This is a genomic window from Kineococcus xinjiangensis, assembly GCF_002934625.1.
GTDB lineage: Bacteria > Actinomycetota > Actinomycetes > Actinomycetales > Kineococcaceae > Kineococcus_A > Kineococcus_A xinjiangensis.
Genome location: NZ_PTJD01000001.1, coordinates 430,108 through 445,356 on the forward strand (window position 1 = coordinate 430,108; position 15,249 = coordinate 445,356).

The 15,249-nt window shown below is 76.0% G+C and carries 11 protein-coding genes; 7 read left to right on the forward strand and 4 right to left on the reverse strand.

Going from position 1 to position 15,249, the window contains the following annotated elements; translation table 11 throughout:
• The first annotated feature begins 187 nt into the window (after window positions 1-187).
• The 3 genes from CLV92_RS01985 (at window position 188) to CLV92_RS01995 (ending at window position 3,224) form a co-directional block, all read left to right on the forward strand.
• Window positions 188-1,264: a FecCD family ABC transporter permease gene (locus CLV92_RS01985; protein ID WP_245886326.1), complete on the forward strand. Its 1,077-nt coding sequence runs from the start codon at window positions 188-190 to the stop codon at window positions 1,262-1,264.
• Window positions 1,261-2,310 carry a FecCD family ABC transporter permease gene (locus CLV92_RS01990; RefSeq protein WP_104431065.1) on the forward strand — a complete coding sequence of 350 codons (1,050 nt, stop codon included), beginning with the start codon at window positions 1,261-1,263 and terminating at the stop codon, window positions 2,308-2,310. Before CLV92_RS01985 ends, CLV92_RS01990 begins: the two co-directional genes overlap by 4 nt.
• 65 nt (window positions 2,311-2,375) lie before the next feature.
• Window positions 2,376-3,224: an ABC transporter ATP-binding protein gene (locus CLV92_RS01995; RefSeq protein ID WP_104431066.1), complete on the forward strand. Its 849-nt coding sequence runs from the start codon at window positions 2,376-2,378 to the stop codon at window positions 3,222-3,224.
• A 30-nt stretch (window positions 3,225-3,254) separates the two neighbouring features.
• Here CLV92_RS01995 and CLV92_RS02000 read toward each other — a convergent pair whose 3' ends face one another.
• The 3 genes from CLV92_RS02000 to CLV92_RS02010 all read right to left on the reverse strand — a co-directional run bounded on the left by CLV92_RS02000 (window position 3,255) and on the right by CLV92_RS02010 (window position 6,762).
• Window positions 3,255-4,178, reverse strand: a complete 924-nt coding sequence (locus CLV92_RS02000) for a hypothetical protein (RefSeq protein WP_104431067.1) — start codon at window positions 4,176-4,178, stop codon at window positions 3,255-3,257.
• An 86-nt stretch (window positions 4,179-4,264) separates the two neighbouring features.
• On the reverse strand, window positions 4,265-5,308 hold the full coding sequence (locus tag CLV92_RS02005) for a hemolysin family protein (RefSeq protein ID WP_104431068.1): 1,044 nt from the start codon (window positions 5,306-5,308) through the stop codon (window positions 4,265-4,267).
• Complete coding sequence (locus CLV92_RS02010) at window positions 5,305-6,762, reverse strand: hemolysin family protein (protein WP_104431069.1); 1,458 nt, start codon at window positions 6,760-6,762, stop codon at window positions 5,305-5,307. The genes CLV92_RS02005 and CLV92_RS02010 overlap by 4 nt, the downstream gene beginning before the upstream one ends.
• 175 nt (window positions 6,763-6,937) lie before the next feature.
• Between CLV92_RS02010 and CLV92_RS02015 the strand changes: the two genes are divergently transcribed.
• Complete coding sequence (locus CLV92_RS02015; protein ID WP_104431070.1) at window positions 6,938-7,666, forward strand: TetR/AcrR family transcriptional regulator; 729 nt, start codon at window positions 6,938-6,940, stop codon at window positions 7,664-7,666.
• Here the strand turns inward: CLV92_RS02015 and CLV92_RS02020 are convergent.
• On the reverse strand, window positions 7,630-9,075 hold the full coding sequence (locus tag CLV92_RS02020; protein WP_104431071.1) for a GuaB1 family IMP dehydrogenase-related protein: 1,446 nt from the start codon (window positions 9,073-9,075) through the stop codon (window positions 7,630-7,632). The two genes, CLV92_RS02015 and CLV92_RS02020, sit on opposite strands and share 37 nt — an antisense overlap.
• A 132-nt stretch (window positions 9,076-9,207) precedes the next feature.
• Here CLV92_RS02020 and CLV92_RS02025 point away from each other — a divergent pair, with 132 nt between their 5' ends.
• The 3 genes from CLV92_RS02025 to CLV92_RS02035 all read left to right on the forward strand — a co-directional run bounded on the left by CLV92_RS02025 (window position 9,208) and on the right by CLV92_RS02035 (window position 15,131).
• Window positions 9,208-10,002: a response regulator transcription factor gene (locus CLV92_RS02025; RefSeq protein WP_104431072.1), complete on the forward strand. Its 795-nt coding sequence runs from the start codon at window positions 9,208-9,210 to the stop codon at window positions 10,000-10,002.
• A complete protein-coding gene (locus tag CLV92_RS02030; RefSeq protein WP_211290770.1) occupies window positions 9,999-11,150 on the forward strand; it encodes a sensor histidine kinase in 1,152 nt (383 codons plus the stop codon). Before CLV92_RS02025 ends, CLV92_RS02030 begins: the two co-directional genes overlap by 4 nt.
• A gap of 120 nt (window positions 11,151-11,270) precedes the next feature.
• On the forward strand, window positions 11,271-15,131 hold the full coding sequence (locus CLV92_RS02035; RefSeq protein WP_104431073.1) for a multifunctional oxoglutarate decarboxylase/oxoglutarate dehydrogenase thiamine pyrophosphate-binding subunit/dihydrolipoyllysine-residue succinyltransferase subunit: 3,861 nt from the start codon (window positions 11,271-11,273) through the stop codon (window positions 15,129-15,131).
• Window positions 15,132-15,249: the final 118 nt, after the last annotated feature.

A 15,249-nucleotide genomic window follows, 5' to 3' on the forward strand; every position in this document is an offset into this window, starting at 1 on the left:
CGGCGCTCATGGCGCATCGCACTCGACCGCGGGCCGCGCAACCGTGCGCGCCCGCCGGGGACAGTCTGCCCCATCTCCTGATCGGCAGCGCACCGACCGTGCTGAGCCCCCGCGGCACGGCACCTGCCAGGACACCGGGCGGCGACGGCGCACCACCCGTCAGTGTTGGTCAGGCTAACCTCACCGGGTGGCGACCATCACCAGCCTCCGCGGCGGCCGGCCACCCGCGGACGCGCCCCCTCCCGAGGACGCCCCCGCGCGGGTGCGCTCGGCCGGAGCGCGCAGCGCCGGGCTCCTCGTGGCCGTGGCGCTGCTCGCCGTCGCCGCCGGGCTCAGCCTCGCCGTGGGCGCCCGGCAGGTGCCGCTGGGCACCGTCCTCGCCGCGCTGGCCGGCACCGACACCTCCGCCGACGCCGTCGTCGTCCTGGAGCTGCGCCTGCCGCGCACGGTGCTCGGCATCCTCGTCGGCGCCGCCCTCGGCCTCGCCGGCGCCCTCATGCAGGCCCTCACCCGCAACCCCCTGGCCGACCCCGGCCTGCTCGGGGTCAACGCCGGAGCCGCCGCCGCCATGGCCACCACCGTCGGGCTGCTGGGGCTGGCGAGCGCCGCCGCCGTCGGCTGGTCCGCGCTGGCCGGGGCCGCGCTCGCCTCCGTCGTGGTCTACGCGCTCGGCGCCACCGGCCGCGGCGGGGCCACCCCCGTGCGGCTCGCCCTCGCGGGTGTCGCGATCACCGCGGCCCTCAACGCCTGGACCAGCTCCCTGATCCTGCTGGACCGCGAGACCTTCGACCGGTACCGGTTCTGGCAGGTCGGCTCCCTCGCCGGGCACGGCTGGGACGAGCTCACCGGCCTGCTGCCGTTCTTCGTCGTCGGCACCGTCCTGGCCCTCAGCCAGGGCCGTGCGCTCAACGCACTCGCCCTGGGCGACGACTCCAGCCGCGCCCTGGGGGCCGCCACCGGCCGCACGCGGGTGCTGACGGCCGTCGCGGTGACCCTGCTCTGCGGGGCCGCGACCGCCGCCGCCGGCCCGCTCTGGTTCATCGGGCTGGCGGTGCCGCACGCCGTGCGCGCCGTGACCGGACCCGACCAGCGCTGGGTGCTGCCGTACTGCGTGCTGCTGGCGCCGGTCCTGCTCCTCCTCAGCGACGTGCTCGGCCGCGTCGTCGTCCGCCCCGGGGAGCTGCCGGTGTCCATCGTCACCGCGGTCCTGGGGGCGCCGGTGTTCATCGCGCTCGTGCGCCGCCGCCGGCTGGCACGCCTGTGAGCGCCCCCACCGCCACCCGGCCCCGCCCGGCCCCGCCCGCCCGCCGCCGCGCCGCCCGGCGCACCCGCAGCACGCTCGTCTGCCTGGCCCTGACCGCCGTCATCCTCGGCGCCGCGGTGCTGGCGCTGACCACCGGCGAGTTCCCCCTGCCGCCGGCCGACGTCGTCGCGACCCTCCTCGGCCGCGGCGACGGCGGCGCGGAGTTCATCGTCCTCGGCCTGCGGCTGCCCCGCCTGGTCACCGCGATCGCCGTCGGCGCCGCCCTCGCCGTGGCGGGCGGGCTCTTCCAGCAGCTCACCCGCAACCCGCTCGGCAGCCCCGACGTGGTGGGCTTCAACGAGGGCGCCGCCCTCGGTGCGCTGGTGGTGCTGCTGCTCCTGGGCTGGTCCGGCCCGACCGTGGTGCTCGGCGCCCTCGCCGGCGGCCTCGGCACCGCCGTGCTGGTGTGGCTGCTGGCCCTGCGCGGCGGCGCCTCCGGGTACCGGCTGGTCCTCGTCGGCATCGGGCTCGCCGCGATGCTGCAGGCGGGCATCCACTACCTCCTCACCAGGGCGAAGATCGAGGACGCCATGGGGGCCCACCTGTGGCTGACGGGCAGCCTCAACGGCCGCGGCTGGGAGCACGTCGCGCCGCTGGCCGCCGGGATGGTCGTGCTCGTCCCCGCCGCCCTGCTCGTCGGGCGGCACCTGACGCTGCTGGAGATGGGCGACGACCTCGCCGCCGCCCTGGGCGTGCGCGTCCAGCTCGTCCAGGCGTCGGCGGTGCTGGTCGCCGTGGCCCTCACCGCGGGAGCCACCACCGCCGCCGGGCCGGTGCTGTTCGTCGCCCTGGCGGCGCCGCAGATCGCCCGGCGCCTCACCCGCACCCCCGGCAGCGGCCTCGTGGCCGCCGCCCTCACCGGCTCCGCGCTGCTGCTCCTCGCCGACGTCGCCGCCCAGCGCGTGATCGCCCCCGCCCAGCTCCCCGTCGGCGTCATGACGGGGGCGGTGGGCGGCGCCTACCTCGCCTGGCTGCTCGTCGGCCAGTGGCGCAGGGGGCGCGGATGAGCGCCTCCCGACGCCCGGCGGCGTCCCCGACCGGCCCCCCTCCCCCGCCCAGGACGGATCCGCGCATGCCCCGACCCTCCCGCCCCCTCCGCGCGAGCGAGCCGCTGCCCGGGCCGCGGCTGCGGGCGCAGGACCTGACCCTCGCCTACGAGCAGCGCACCGTCGTCGAGGGCCTGGACCTGGACATCCCCGACGGCTCCTTCACGGTGATCGTCGGCCCCAACGCCTGCGGCAAGTCGACGACCCTGCGGGCCCTGGCGCGGATGCTCAGGCCCCGCTCCGGCGCGGTGCTCCTCGACGGGGAGGTGATCGGCTCCCTGCCGTCGAAGGAGGTCGCCCGCCGCCTCGGGCTGCTCCCCCAGACGGCCACCGCCCCCGACGGCATCACCGTGGCCGACCTGGTGGCCCGCGGGCGGTTCCCGCACCAGCGGCTGCTGCGCCAGTGGAGCGCCGACGACGAGCGCGCCGTGGCCGAGGCGATGGCCGCCACCCGGGTCGAGGCCCTCGCCGAGCGCTGCGTGGACGAGCTCTCCGGCGGGCAGCGGCAGCGGGTGTGGCTGGCGATGGCCCTCGCGCAGGAGACGCCCATCCTGCTGCTCGACGAGCCGACCACCTACCTCGACATCGCCCACCAGATCGAGGTCCTCGACCTGTGCGCGCAGCTGCACGAGGAGCAGGGCCGCACCCTCGTCGCCGTGCTGCACGACCTCAACCACGCCTGCCGCTACGCCACCCACCTCGTGGCGATGCGCGACGGGCGCGTGGAGGCGCAGGGCGCGCCCGCCGACGTGGTGGACGCCGAGCTCGTCGAGCGGGTCTTCGGGCTGCCGTGCGTCGTGGTCCCCGACCCCGAGACGGGTGGGCCGCTCGTGGTGCCGACCGCGCGCCGGCGCAGCGCCGTCGCCGCCGGCTGAGCCGGCGCCCTCCGCCCGGCGCGGCGGCCGTCACGGCAGCGGCGGCTCCGGGGCCGGCTGGTCCGGTGCGCTGCCCGCCGGGTCGGCGGTCGTGGTGCTGGTGGGCCCGGAGTCCGAGCCGGGCGCCGGGGCGGGCGTGCCCGACGTGGCGGAGGGCCCGGGGGTCCCGGTCGGCGCACCGCCCGAGGACGGGCTGCCGGACGTGCTGGGGGACGTGCTGGGGGACGTGCTCGTCGAGGCGCCGGGCGAGCCGGTGGGCGACGCGGACGGCTCGACCGCCGGGTCCGTGGCCGGGCCCGTCGGAGCGGGCTCCGCTGGCGCCGGGACGGAGCGCTGCAGGGGAACGCCGAAGACGCCGCGGTCGACGCGCTGCTCCGTGGAGGTCGCATCCCGCTCCGCGCCGCCGGTGCGGGCCGCCAGGGACTGCCCGGTCGCGAACTCGAACCCCGCGATGACCGCGACGGCCAGCAGGAACGCGCCCACCGCGGGCACGGCCCCGTACCGGAGCGCACGCGAACCGCGCGGTGCGACGGCGCGCTCCTGCCGCAGGGCCTCCCGCAGGACGGCCTCCGCCTCGGCGTCCGGCGGCCCGCCGGAACCCCGCCGCGCGCGCCGGGCCGCCTCGACGAGGCGCTGACGGCTGCGGGCGAGGTAGTGGGCGTAGACGGCGGTGCCGACGGAGGCGGCGAGGCTGCCGATCCCGGCGCCCAGCAGGGTCCCCACCCACCCGAGGGACCTCAGCGTCGACAGCAGCACCGCCGCGGTCACGGCCGCCAGCGCGCCGCCGACGATCTGCACCCAGTTGAGGGTGAGCGTGGCCGGAGCCGGTTCCGGAGCCGGTCCCGCCGGGGCTCCGACGTCGCCCTGCTCCCGGGGTGCCGGGACGGGGGGCGCGGCCGCACCGCGTCGCGGATCGCGGGGGGACTGGGTGGGCGGAGGGGTCTGCGCGCTCATCTCGGTCCCATCCTCGCACCGGCCGCACCCGCGCCCGGGCCGCCGCCGGGACCGGCGGGTGCAGCGCTCGTGGAGGTCCTGTGCCGTCAGCGGGCCGCGGCGCGCTGGGTGGCGTCGCGGACCTCGCCCACCAGCTCCTCCAGGACGTCCTCGAGGAACACCACCCCCGCGACGCGACCGCTGGGATCGACGACCCGCGCCAGGTGCGAACCGTTGCGGCGCATCGAGGCCAGGGCGTCCTCGACCTCCTCCGCCGCACCGAGCGTCACCAGCGAGCGGACCCGCTTGTCGGGGACCGGCTGGGTGTAGCGCTCGTCGTCGGCGTAGAGGATGTCCTTCAGGTGCAGGTAGCCGGCGAGGTCGCCGTGGGCGTCCTGCACGGGGAAGCGGCTGTAGCCGGTGCGCGCCACGAGGGACTCCACGTCCTGCGGAGTGGCGCCGACGGCCACGGTGACCAGCCGGTCCAGGGGCACCGCGAGGTCGCCGACGGAGCGCTCGGAGAACTCCAGGGCCCCGGACAGCAGGCCCTGGGTGTCCTCCAGGGTGCCCTCGCGCTGGCTCTCGGCGACGATCGACTGCACCTCCTCGGCGGTGAAGGCCGAGGCCACCTCGTCCTTCGGCTCCACGCCCACGAGGCGCAGCGCCGCGTTCGTGATGCCGTTGAGGGCGCGGATGACCGGGCCGAGGAGCCGGCCCAGCGCCAGCAGCGGCGGGGCGAGCAGCAGCGCGGAGCGCTCCGGCCCGGCGATGGCGAGGTTCTTCGGGATCATCTCCCCGACGACGACGTGCAGGTACACCACGACGGTCAGCGCCAGCACCAGCGCCACCGGGTGCAGCAGCCCGGCGGGCACGCCGAGGGAGGCGAACACCGGCTCCAGCAGGTGGGCCAGCGCCGGCTCGGCCACCGCGCCCAGGCCGAGCGAGCACAGGGTGATCCCGAGCTGGCAGGTGGCGAGCATGAGGGAGACCTGCTCCATCGCGGTCAGCGTCTGCCGCGCCCGGCCGCTGGTGGCGGCCAGCGGCTCGATCTGGCTGCGGCGGGCGGAGAGCACCGCGAACTCGGCGCCGACGAAGAAGGCGTTGCCCAGCAGCAGGACGACGCCCACGGCCAGGGCGGTCAGCTCGTTCACCGGCGCACCTGCTCCCGGTCGACGCGGGTGGCACCGCTCGGGCGGTGGGCCGTGCGCAGGTCGAGGTGCCCCCGGGCCGCGTGGGCACCCGCCGGGCGGTGCGGGGCGCCGGCACCCGGCCGTGCCCCCGCCTGCCCGGGCTCGACGCCCTCCTGGCCGCCTTGCCCGCGCCGCACCCGCAACCGGTCCACCCGTCGCCCCTCCATCCGCACCACCTGCAGGACGGCGTCGTCGGCGACGACCTCGTCCCCGACGGCCGGGATGCGTCCCAGCCGGGCCATCACGAAGCCGCCGAGCGTCTCGTAGGCGGGGTCGTCGGGCACCTCGACGCCGAGGCGGTCGCGCACCTCGTCCGGGCGCAGCAGCCCGGGCACGGACCAGGTGCCGTCGCGGTGCTGGCGGACCCCGCCGCGGTCGCGGTCGTGCTCGTCGGCGACCTCGCCCACGATCTCCTCGACGAGGTCCTCGAGGGTGACGACGCCGGCCGTGCCGCCGTACTCGTCGACGACCACGGCCAGCTGCAGGCCGCGCTCGCGCAGCTGCAGCAGGAGCGGGTCCAGGCGCAGGGTGTCGGGGACGCGGCGCGCCTCCAGCATGATCGCGGCGGCGGGGACGTCGGCCCGGCGCTCCGGCGGCACCGAGACGGCGGCCTTGAGGTGGACGACGCCGACGATGTCGTCGAGGTCCTCGCCGATGACGGGGAAGCGGGAGTGGCCGCTGGAGCGGGCCAGGGTCACCACGTCGGCCACGCTGTCCTCCCGGCGCACCGCCTGCACCCGCACGCGGGGGGTCATGACGTCGGCGGCGGTCTGGTCGCCGAAGATCAGCGTGCGCGCCAGCAGGTTCGCGGTGCCGGGGTCGAGGGTGCCCTGCTCCGCGGAGCGGCGCACGAGCGAGGCCAGCTCCGAGGCGGAGCGGGCGCTGGAGAGCTCCTCCTGCGGCTCGACGCCCACCGCGCGCAGGAAGCGGTTGGCGCTGCCGTTGAGCACGGCGATGAGCGGGCGCATCGCCCACGTGAAGGCGCGCTGCGGGGGTGCCACCACGCCGGCGGTGGGCAGCGGCAGGGACAGCGCGAGGTTCTTGGGGATCAGCTCCCCCACGACCATGGAGAAGGCGGTCGCCAGGGCCACGGCGACCACGACGGCCACGGAGGACGCGCCGGGCCCCTCGATGCCGACGGCGGCGAGCGGGCTGCGCAGCAGGGCGGCGAGGGAGGGCTCGACGAGGAACCCCACGAGCAGCGTCGTCAGCGTGATGCCGACCTGCGCGCCGGACAGCTGCGTCGACAGGGTCCGCAGCGCAGGCAGGACGGCGCCGGCGCGGGCGTCGCCGCGCTCCACGGCGCGCTCGACGGTGGGCCGGTCCAGCGTGACGAGGGAGAACTCCGCCGCCACGAAGATCGCGGTGCCGATCGTGAGGAGGACGCCCGCGAGCAGCAGCAGCCACTCGATCACGGGGTCGCTCCGCTGCGGGAGCAGGAGCGGCGGGGGTGCGGGAGGCGGCCGCCGAGCGGCCCGGGAGATGAGCTCATGGCCCTGCCGATCCTAGGCCCGGCGTCGCCCGGCCGCACCGGCACGCACCGCGGGCGGGCCCCCGGTCCCGGCGGCGCCGCCACCGCGCTGTGGTGGGATGACGGAGCCGCCGCCCGCACCGCGGCGGCGCGGGCCGAGAGGAGCCGGGGTGGTCGGCAGGCGCAGCGGTCGGCGGCCGGGCGACCCCTCCCGGACGCGGGAGCAGATCCTCACCGCCGCCCGGGAGGCGTTCGCCGAGGGCGGCTACGACGCCACCTCGATGCGCCGCATCGCCGCCACCGCGGGCGTGGACCCCGCACTGCTGCACCACCACTTCGGCAGCAAGGAGCGGCTGTTCCTCGCGGCCGTGCGCGCGCCGGCCGACCCCGCGGAGCTCATGCCCGCGGTCGCCGCGGGCGGGCCGGACGGTGCCGGCGAACGCCTCGTGACGACGTTCCTCGGGGTGTGGGACTCCCCCGCGGGCGCCGGCGCCGCCGCCCTGCTGCGCACCGCGGCGGCCAACCCGCTGGTGGCGCGCCTCGTCCGGGAGTTCCTCCTCGCGCGGGTGCTGCGCCCGCTGCTGGCGGACCTGGGCGTGCCCGCGACCGAGCGCGACGTGCGGGCCTCGCTCGTGGCGTCGCAGCTCATGGGCCTGGCCGTGACGCGGTACGTCATCGGCCTGGAGCCGCTGGCATCGGCCCCGGCGGCGGCGGTGGTGGCCGCCGTGGGGCCGACCCTGCAGCGCTACCTGGCCGGGGACCTCGGGGCCGCCCTCTCGGACCCTCAGGCGGAGCGTGACGGCCCCGCCGGTCACCAGCCGGCGGGCAGCGGCCGCCCCTCGTCGTAGCCGGCGGAGGACTGCAGCCCCACGACGGCGCGCTCGGCGAACTCGGCGACGGTGCGGGCACCGACGTAGGTGAAGGCGGAGCGGACCCCGGCCGTGATCTGGTCGAGGAGGTCCTCCACGCCGGGCCGGTGCGGGTCCAGGTGCATCCGGGAGGTGGAGATGCCCTCCTCGAACAGCCCCTTGCGGGCCCGCTGGAAGGGGCTGTCGCCGCGGGTGCGGGCGGCGACGGCCCGGGCCGAGGCCATGCCGAAGCTCTCCTTGTACGCCCGCCCGTCTGTGCCGATGATGAGGTCGCCGGGGCTCTCGCTGGTCCCCGCGAACCAGGAACCCACCATGACCTGGCTGGCGCCCGCGGCCAGGGCGAGGGCGACGTCGCGCGGGTGGCGCACCCCGCCGTCGGCCCACACCGCCGCCCCCAGCTCCTTCGCGGCGGCGGCGCACTCGAGGACCGCGGAGAACTGCGGCCGGCCGACGCCCGTCATCATCCGCGTCGTGCACATGGCGCCGGGGCCGACGCCGACCTTGCAGATGTCGGCGCCCGCGGCGACGAGGTCGCGCACGCCCTCGGCGGTGACCACGTTGCCCGCCACGAGCGGCACCTGCGGCTGCAGGGCGCGCACGGCGGCCAGGGCGTCGAGCATCTTCTCCTGGTGGCCGTGGGCGGTGTCCACGACGAGCGCGTCCACCCCCGCCTCCAGCAGGGCCTGCGCCTTGGCGGCCACGTCGCCGTTGATGCCGACCGCCCCGGCCACGCGCAGTCGCCCGGTGTCGTCGAGGGCGGGGCGGTAGACCGTCGAGCGCAGGGCGCCCGTGCGGGTCAGGGCGCCGACGAGGCGGCCCGCGCGCACCACGGGCGCGAAGCGGCGCCGGGCGGCGTGCAGCTGCTCGAAGGCGGCCTCCAGGCCGTCGCGCTCGACCTGGTCGGCGTCGAGCACCACCGGCGCGGCGCTCATGACCTGGTCGACGCGGGTGAAGCGGTCCACCCCCTCGCAGTCCGCGGGGGTGACGACGCCCACGACCGCGTCGCCGGCCACGACGACGGCCGCGCCGTGCGCCCGCTTGGGCAGCAGGTGCAGGGCGTCGTGGACGGTGTCGGTGGGCGCCAGCCGCACCGGGGTCTCGAAGACCGGGTGGCGCTGCTTGACCCAGGCCACGACCTCCGCGACGACGTCGAGGGGGACGTCCTGCGGCAGCACCGCGAGCCCGCCGCGGCGGGCGATGGTCTCTGCCATCCGGCGGCCGCTGACCGCGGTCATGTTCGCCACCACCAGGGGGATGGTGGTGCCGGTGCCGTCGTCGCCGGAGAGGTCGACGTCGAGGCGCGACGTCACCGAGGAGCGCGACGGGACGAGGAAGACGTCGTTGTACGTCAGGTCGGAGGCCGGGTGGTGGCCGTGGAGGAACCGCACGTCGTCGATGGTAGGCGTGCGGGGGCGCCCCCACCCCGCGCCGGCTGCGGCCTGCGCAGGGTTTGCGGAGGAACCGCGCACGCCCGGCCGCGCTCCCGGGGAGGGGCGCCCGGCAGGTCCTACCCTTCCCGCATGAGCACCCCGGGCACCGTCGACCCCCACCGTCCCCCCGCTGCCGGCACCGCCGGGCCCGGCGCCGGAGCTGGTGCGGGCGGGCGCAGGGCGGTCGTCGTGGAGGACGAGCCGACGATCGCGGAGGCCGTCGCGACGCGGCTGCGGGCGGAGGGCTACGTCGTGGAGGTGGCCTCCGACGGCCCGAGCGGGGTGGCCCTGTGCGAGCGGGTCTCCCCCGACGTCGTCGTGCTCGACGTGATGCTGCCCGGCTTCGACGGCCTCGAGGTCTGCCGCCGGGTGCAGGCCGCGCGGCCGGTGCCGGTGCTGATGCTGACCGCCCGCGACGACGAGACGGACAAGCTCGTCGGGCTCGGCGTGGGCGCCGACGACTACATGACCAAGCCCTTCTCGATGCGGGAGCTGTCCGCGCGGGTCAACGGCCTGGTGCGCCGGGTGGAGCGCGCCCGGCTGCTGGCCGGCGGGGCGGGGCCCGGCCCCGAGAACGCGCCGCTGCGCTTCCCCGTCTCCGACGGGGAGCTGGAGGTGGACCGGGCGCAGCGGCGGGTCCGTCGGGCCGGCCGCGAGGTGCACCTGACCCCCACCGAGTTCGACCTGCTCGTCTGCCTGACGTCGTCGCCGCGCACGGTGCTGACGCGCGAGCGGCTGCTGGAGGAGGTCTGGGACTGGGTCGACGCCTCCGGCACCCGCACCGTCGACAGCCACGTCAAGGCGCTGCGGCGGAAGCTCGGCGCGGACCTGGTGCGCACGGTCCACGGGGTGGGCTACGCGTTCGAGCCGGCCGGGACCCCGTGAGTCCGGCGGGAGCACCTCAGGGCCAGACCGCGGCGGGCGGGCGGGCGGCCGCGGCGGGGCACGCCGCCGCGCGGCTCACGGGGCACGGCCGCTCCGCCCGGGCCGGCTGGACGGAGGTGCGCCCGCTGGACCCGCTGCAGTCGCTGAAGGTCAAGCTCGGGGTGCTGGTCGCCGTGACGGTGACCGTCTCCTCGCTGCTGGTCTGGGCGGGGCTGCACAACCAGATCGGCCCGCGCTACACGCTGCCCGCCGCGATCGTCGCCGCCCTGGTCGTGACGCAGCTCCTGGCGCGGGGCATGACGTCGCCGCTGCGGGAGATGACGGCCGCCGCCCGCGCGATGGCGACGGGCGACTACAGCCGCCGGGTGCGCTCGACCAGCCACGACGAGGTCGGGGAGCTGGCGGTCGCCTTCAACCGGATGGCGGAGGACCTGGAGGCTGTCGACCGGGAGCGGCGGGAGCTGGTCGCCAACGTCAGCCACGAGCTGCGCACGCCGGTCTCGGCGCTGCGGGCGGTGCTGGAGAACGTCGTCGACGGCGTGACGCAGCCGGAGCCGCAGGTGCTGAGCACGGCGCTGGCGCAGACGGAGCGGCTGGGCCGCCTCGTGGAGCAGCTGCTGGACCTGTCGCGGGTGGACGCGGGGAAGACGGCCCTGGTGCGTGACGACGTGGCGCTGCGGCCCTTCCTGCAGGAGGCGGTGGACGCGATGTCGCTGGCGGGGCGCGGCGTGGACTTCGTGGTGGACGTGGAGCCGCCGGGGATCGTGCTGAGCGCGGACGCGGAGCGGCTGCACCAGGTGGTGGCCAACCTCCTGGACAACGCCTCCAGGCACTCCCCGGAGGGCGGCACGGTCACCGTCTCCGGCCGGTTGCTGGGCGACGTGGTGCGCATCTCCGTCTCGGACGAGGGACCGGGCATCGCCGACGCCGACCGCGAGCGCGTCTTCGAGCGCTTCCACCGGGGCACGTCGCGACCGGACGGCGGCACCGGCCTCGGCCTGGCCATCGCGCGCTGGGCGGTGCAGCTGCACGGCGGAAGCATCGCCGTGGCGGCGCAGCCCGACGGTGCGGGCTGCCGCATCGACGTGCACCTGCCCCTGCACGCCCCGCAGGCGGCGGCCGGGCCGGTGCGGGCGGCCGGGGTGTGACGGTGCCCACACCGCCCGGGGAGGGCGCCCTGACGACGGGTGCTGGGCCGCTTCCGGAGCGCGAGCAGGTCTAGGCTGGCGGGGCGTCACCACGACCCCGCGGAAGAAGGCGACAACGCCGTGCCTCAGAACTCCTCGCACGAGGGCCCTCTGACGACCTTCGGTCCCAACGAATGGCTCGTCGACGAGCTGTACGAGCAGTATCTCGCCGACAAGCAGTCCGTCGACCCGGCCTGGTGGGACTTCTTCGCCGACTACCAGCCTGCGGAGAACCCCGCCGGGACGTCGAGCACCGCTCCGCAGGGCGACGGCGGCACCGGTGCCGCCGCCCCGGCGGACGGCCAGGGCTCCACCCCGTCCCCCAGCTCCTCTCCGGAGTCCGCCGCCTCCCCGGACTCCCCCGCCCCGAGCGCGCCGTCCGCTCCCTCGAACGGCTCCTCGAACGGCTCGGGCGCGTCGACGCCGGCCGCCAGCTCCTCCGGCAACGGTGCCGGCGCGGCGGCCCAGCGCCCGGCGGCCCCGGCGCCGAAGCCCGCCGCGACGAGCGGCGACGGCACGGCGGCCCGCAGCAGCGTCCCGGCCGTCAAGCCCGCGCCGGAGGCCGTCGAGGGCACCGGCGCGGTCGAGAAGCTGCGGGGGCCCGCGGCGCGCGTCGTGCAGAACATGGAGGCCAGCCTCGAGGTCCCCACCGCCACCAGCGTGCGGGCGGTCCCGGCCAAGCTCCTCGTCGACAACCGCATCGTCATCAACAACCACCTCAAGCGCGCGCGCGGCGGCAAGGTCTCCTTCACGCACCTCATCGGCTTCGCGGTCGTGGAGGCGTGCCGCGAGATGCCGGCGATGAACGCCGCCTACGTGGTCGAGGACGGCAAGCCGGCGGTGCTCAGCCCCGCGCACGTCAACCTGGGCATCGCGATCGACCTGGCGAAGCCGGACGGCAGCCGCCAGCTCCTCGTGCCGTCGGTGAAGGAGGCGGAGACCAAGAGCTTCGCCGAGTTCTGGGCCGCCTACGAGGACGTCGTGCGCCGCGCCCGCGCGGGCAAGCTCACCACCGCGGACTTCGCGGGGACCACCATCAGCCTGACCAACCCCGGCACGATCGGCACGGTCCACTCGGTGCCGCGCCTCGTCAAGGGCCAGGGCGCGATCGTCGGCGTGGGCGCGATGGAGTACCCGGCGGAGTACCAGGGCGCCAGCGAGGAGACGCTGGCCCGGATGGCCATCAGCAAGGTCATCACGCTGACCTCCACGTACGACCACCGGATCATCCAGGGTGCGCAGTCCGGCGACTTCCTGCGCATGGTCCACACCAAGCTGCTGGGCGAGGACGGCTTCTACGACCGCGTCTTCCAGGCGCTGCGGATCCCCTACCAGCCGATCCGCTGGGTGCGCGACATCTCCGTGCACCACGACGACCAGATCAACAAGACCGCCCGGGTGCAGGAGCTCATCCACGCCTACCGGGTGCGCGGCCACCTCATGGCCGACACCGATCCCCTGGAGTACCGCCAGCGGGTGCACCCCGACCTGGAGATCGAGAGCCACGGCCTCACGCTGTGGGACCTCGACCGGGAGTTCCCCACCGGCGGCTTCGGCGGCCGCGCCCACATGAAGCTGCGCGAGATCCTCGGGGTGCTGCGCGACTCCTACTGCCGCACGACCGGCATCGAGTACATGCACATCCAGGACCCCGAGCAGCGCCGGTGGATCCAGAACCGCGTGGAGCGGCCCTACAACAAGCCGAGCGCCGCGGAGCAGCTGCGCACCCTGCGCCGCCTCAACGCCGCCGAGGCGTTCGAGACGTTCCTGCAGACGAAGTACGTGGGCCAGAAGCGCTTCAGCCTCGAGGGCGGCGAGAGCGTCATCCCGCTGCTCGACGCGGTGCTGTCGGCGTCGGCGCGCGAGGGCCTCGACGAGGTCTGCATCGGCATGGCCCACCGGGGACGCCTCAACGTGCTGGCCAACATCGCCGGCAAGAGCTACGCGCAGATCTTCCGCGAGTTCGAGGGCGTGCAGGACCCGCGGACCGTGCAGGGCTCCGGGGACGTGAAGTACCACCTGGGCACGGAAGGCACCTTCACCGCCGAGACCGGCGAGACGACCCGCGTGTACCTGGCGGCGAACCCGTCCCACCTCGAGGCGGTCAACCCGGTCCTGGAGGGCGTGGCGCGCGCCAAGCAGGACCGCATCGGGCTGGGCGGGGAGTCCTTCCCCGTGCTGCCGGTGCTGCTGCACGGGGACGCGGCCTTCGCCGGGCAGGGTGTGGTGGCCGAGACGCTGAACCTGTCGCAGCTGCGGGGCTACCGCACCGGCGGCACCGTGCACGTGGTCATCAACAACCAGGTCGGCTTCACCACGGCGCCGGCCTCGGCGCGGTCGTCGGTGTACTCCACCGACGTCGGCCGCATGATCCAGGCGCCGATCTTCCACGTGAACGGCGACGACCCCGAGGCGTGCGTGCGGGTGGCGCAGCTGGCGTTCGACTTCCGCCAGACGTTCGACAAGGACGTCATCATCGACCTCGTCTGCTACCGCCGCCGCGGTCACAACGAGGGCGACGACCCGTCGATGACGCAGCCGCTGATGTACTCGCTGATCGAGAAGAAGCGCAGCGTCCGCAAGCAGTACACGGAGCAGCTCATCGGCCGCGGCGACATCACCGTCGAGGACGCCGAGGAGGCGCTGCGCGACTACTCCGCCCAGCTGGAGCGGGCCTTCGCGGAGACGAAGGAGGCCGGCGCCAACGGGCACGACGAGGGCGACAACCGCGGCGGCCTCGAGCGGCCCAGCGCCCAGGAGGCGGACGACGCCACGCGGCCGGCGGCCCGCGGCACGGCGATCGCCACGCAGGTGCTGGAGCACATCGGCCGGGTGCAGGCCAACCCGCCGGAGGGATTCACGGTCCACCCGAAGCTGCGCCAGCTGCTGGAGAAGCGCGAGCAGATGGCGCGCGAGGGCGGCATCGACTGGGGCTGGGGCGAGCTGCTGGCGTTCGGTTCGCTGCTCATCGAGGGCGTCCCGGTGCGCCTGGCCGGGCAGGACAGCCGCCGTGGCACGTTCGTCTCCCGCCACGCGGTCCTCATCGACCGGTCCACCGGCGAGGAGTGGACGCCGCTGCTGCACCTGGCCGAGGGGCAGGCGCGGTTCTGGGTCTACGACTCGCTGCTGTCCGAGTTCGCGGCCATGGGCTTCGAGTACGGCTACTCGGTGGAGCGCCCGGACGCGCTGGTGCTGTGGGAGGCGCAGTTCGGCGACTTCTTCAACGGCGCCCAGACGATCATCGACGAGTTCATCGCCGCGGGCGAGCAGAAGTGGGCGCAGCGCTCCTCCGTGGTGCTGCTCCTGCCGCACGGCTACGAGGGGCAGGGTCCGGACCACTCCTCCGGGCGCCCCGAGCGGTTCCTCCAGATGTGCGCGGAGGACAACATGACCGTGGCGATGCCCTCGACCCCGGCGAGCTACTTCCACCTGCTGCGCCGGCAGGCGTACGCCCGGCCCCGCAGGCCGCTCGTCGTCTTCACCCCGAAGTCGATGCTGCGCCTGAAGGCCGCGGCCTCGGCGGTGGAGGACTTCACCACGGGCGAGTTCCAGCGCGTCATCGACGAGGTGGAGCCGCTGGACCGCGGCGCGGTGGACCGCGTCCTCTTCTGCAGCGGGAAGGTCTACTACGACCTGCTGGCCGCGCGCACCGCGCGCAATGACGAGAGGACCGCCATCGTCCGCGTCGAGCAGCTCGCGCCGCTGCCGGTGGACCGGCTCCAGGAGGTCGCCGCGGGCTACCCGGGCGCGGACCTGGTCTGGGTGCAGGAGGAGCCGGCCAACCAGGGTGCCTGGCAGTACGTGGCGATGAACTCCCCCGACGAGTTCAGCGACAAGCTGCGGCTGGTCTCGCGCCCGGCCTCCGCCTCCCCGGCGGCGGGGTCGGTCAAGAAGCACCAGGTCGAGCAGGCCGCGCTCGTGGACGAGGCGTTCAACCGCTGACGTGCGACGGCTCCGGGCCGCCCCGCGTGGTGCCACCACGCGGGGCGGTCCGCTGCGCAGCGGCGACCACCCGGGCGGCACGTGGTGACGGGCGGGCGCTGACCGGTGGGCGCCCGGT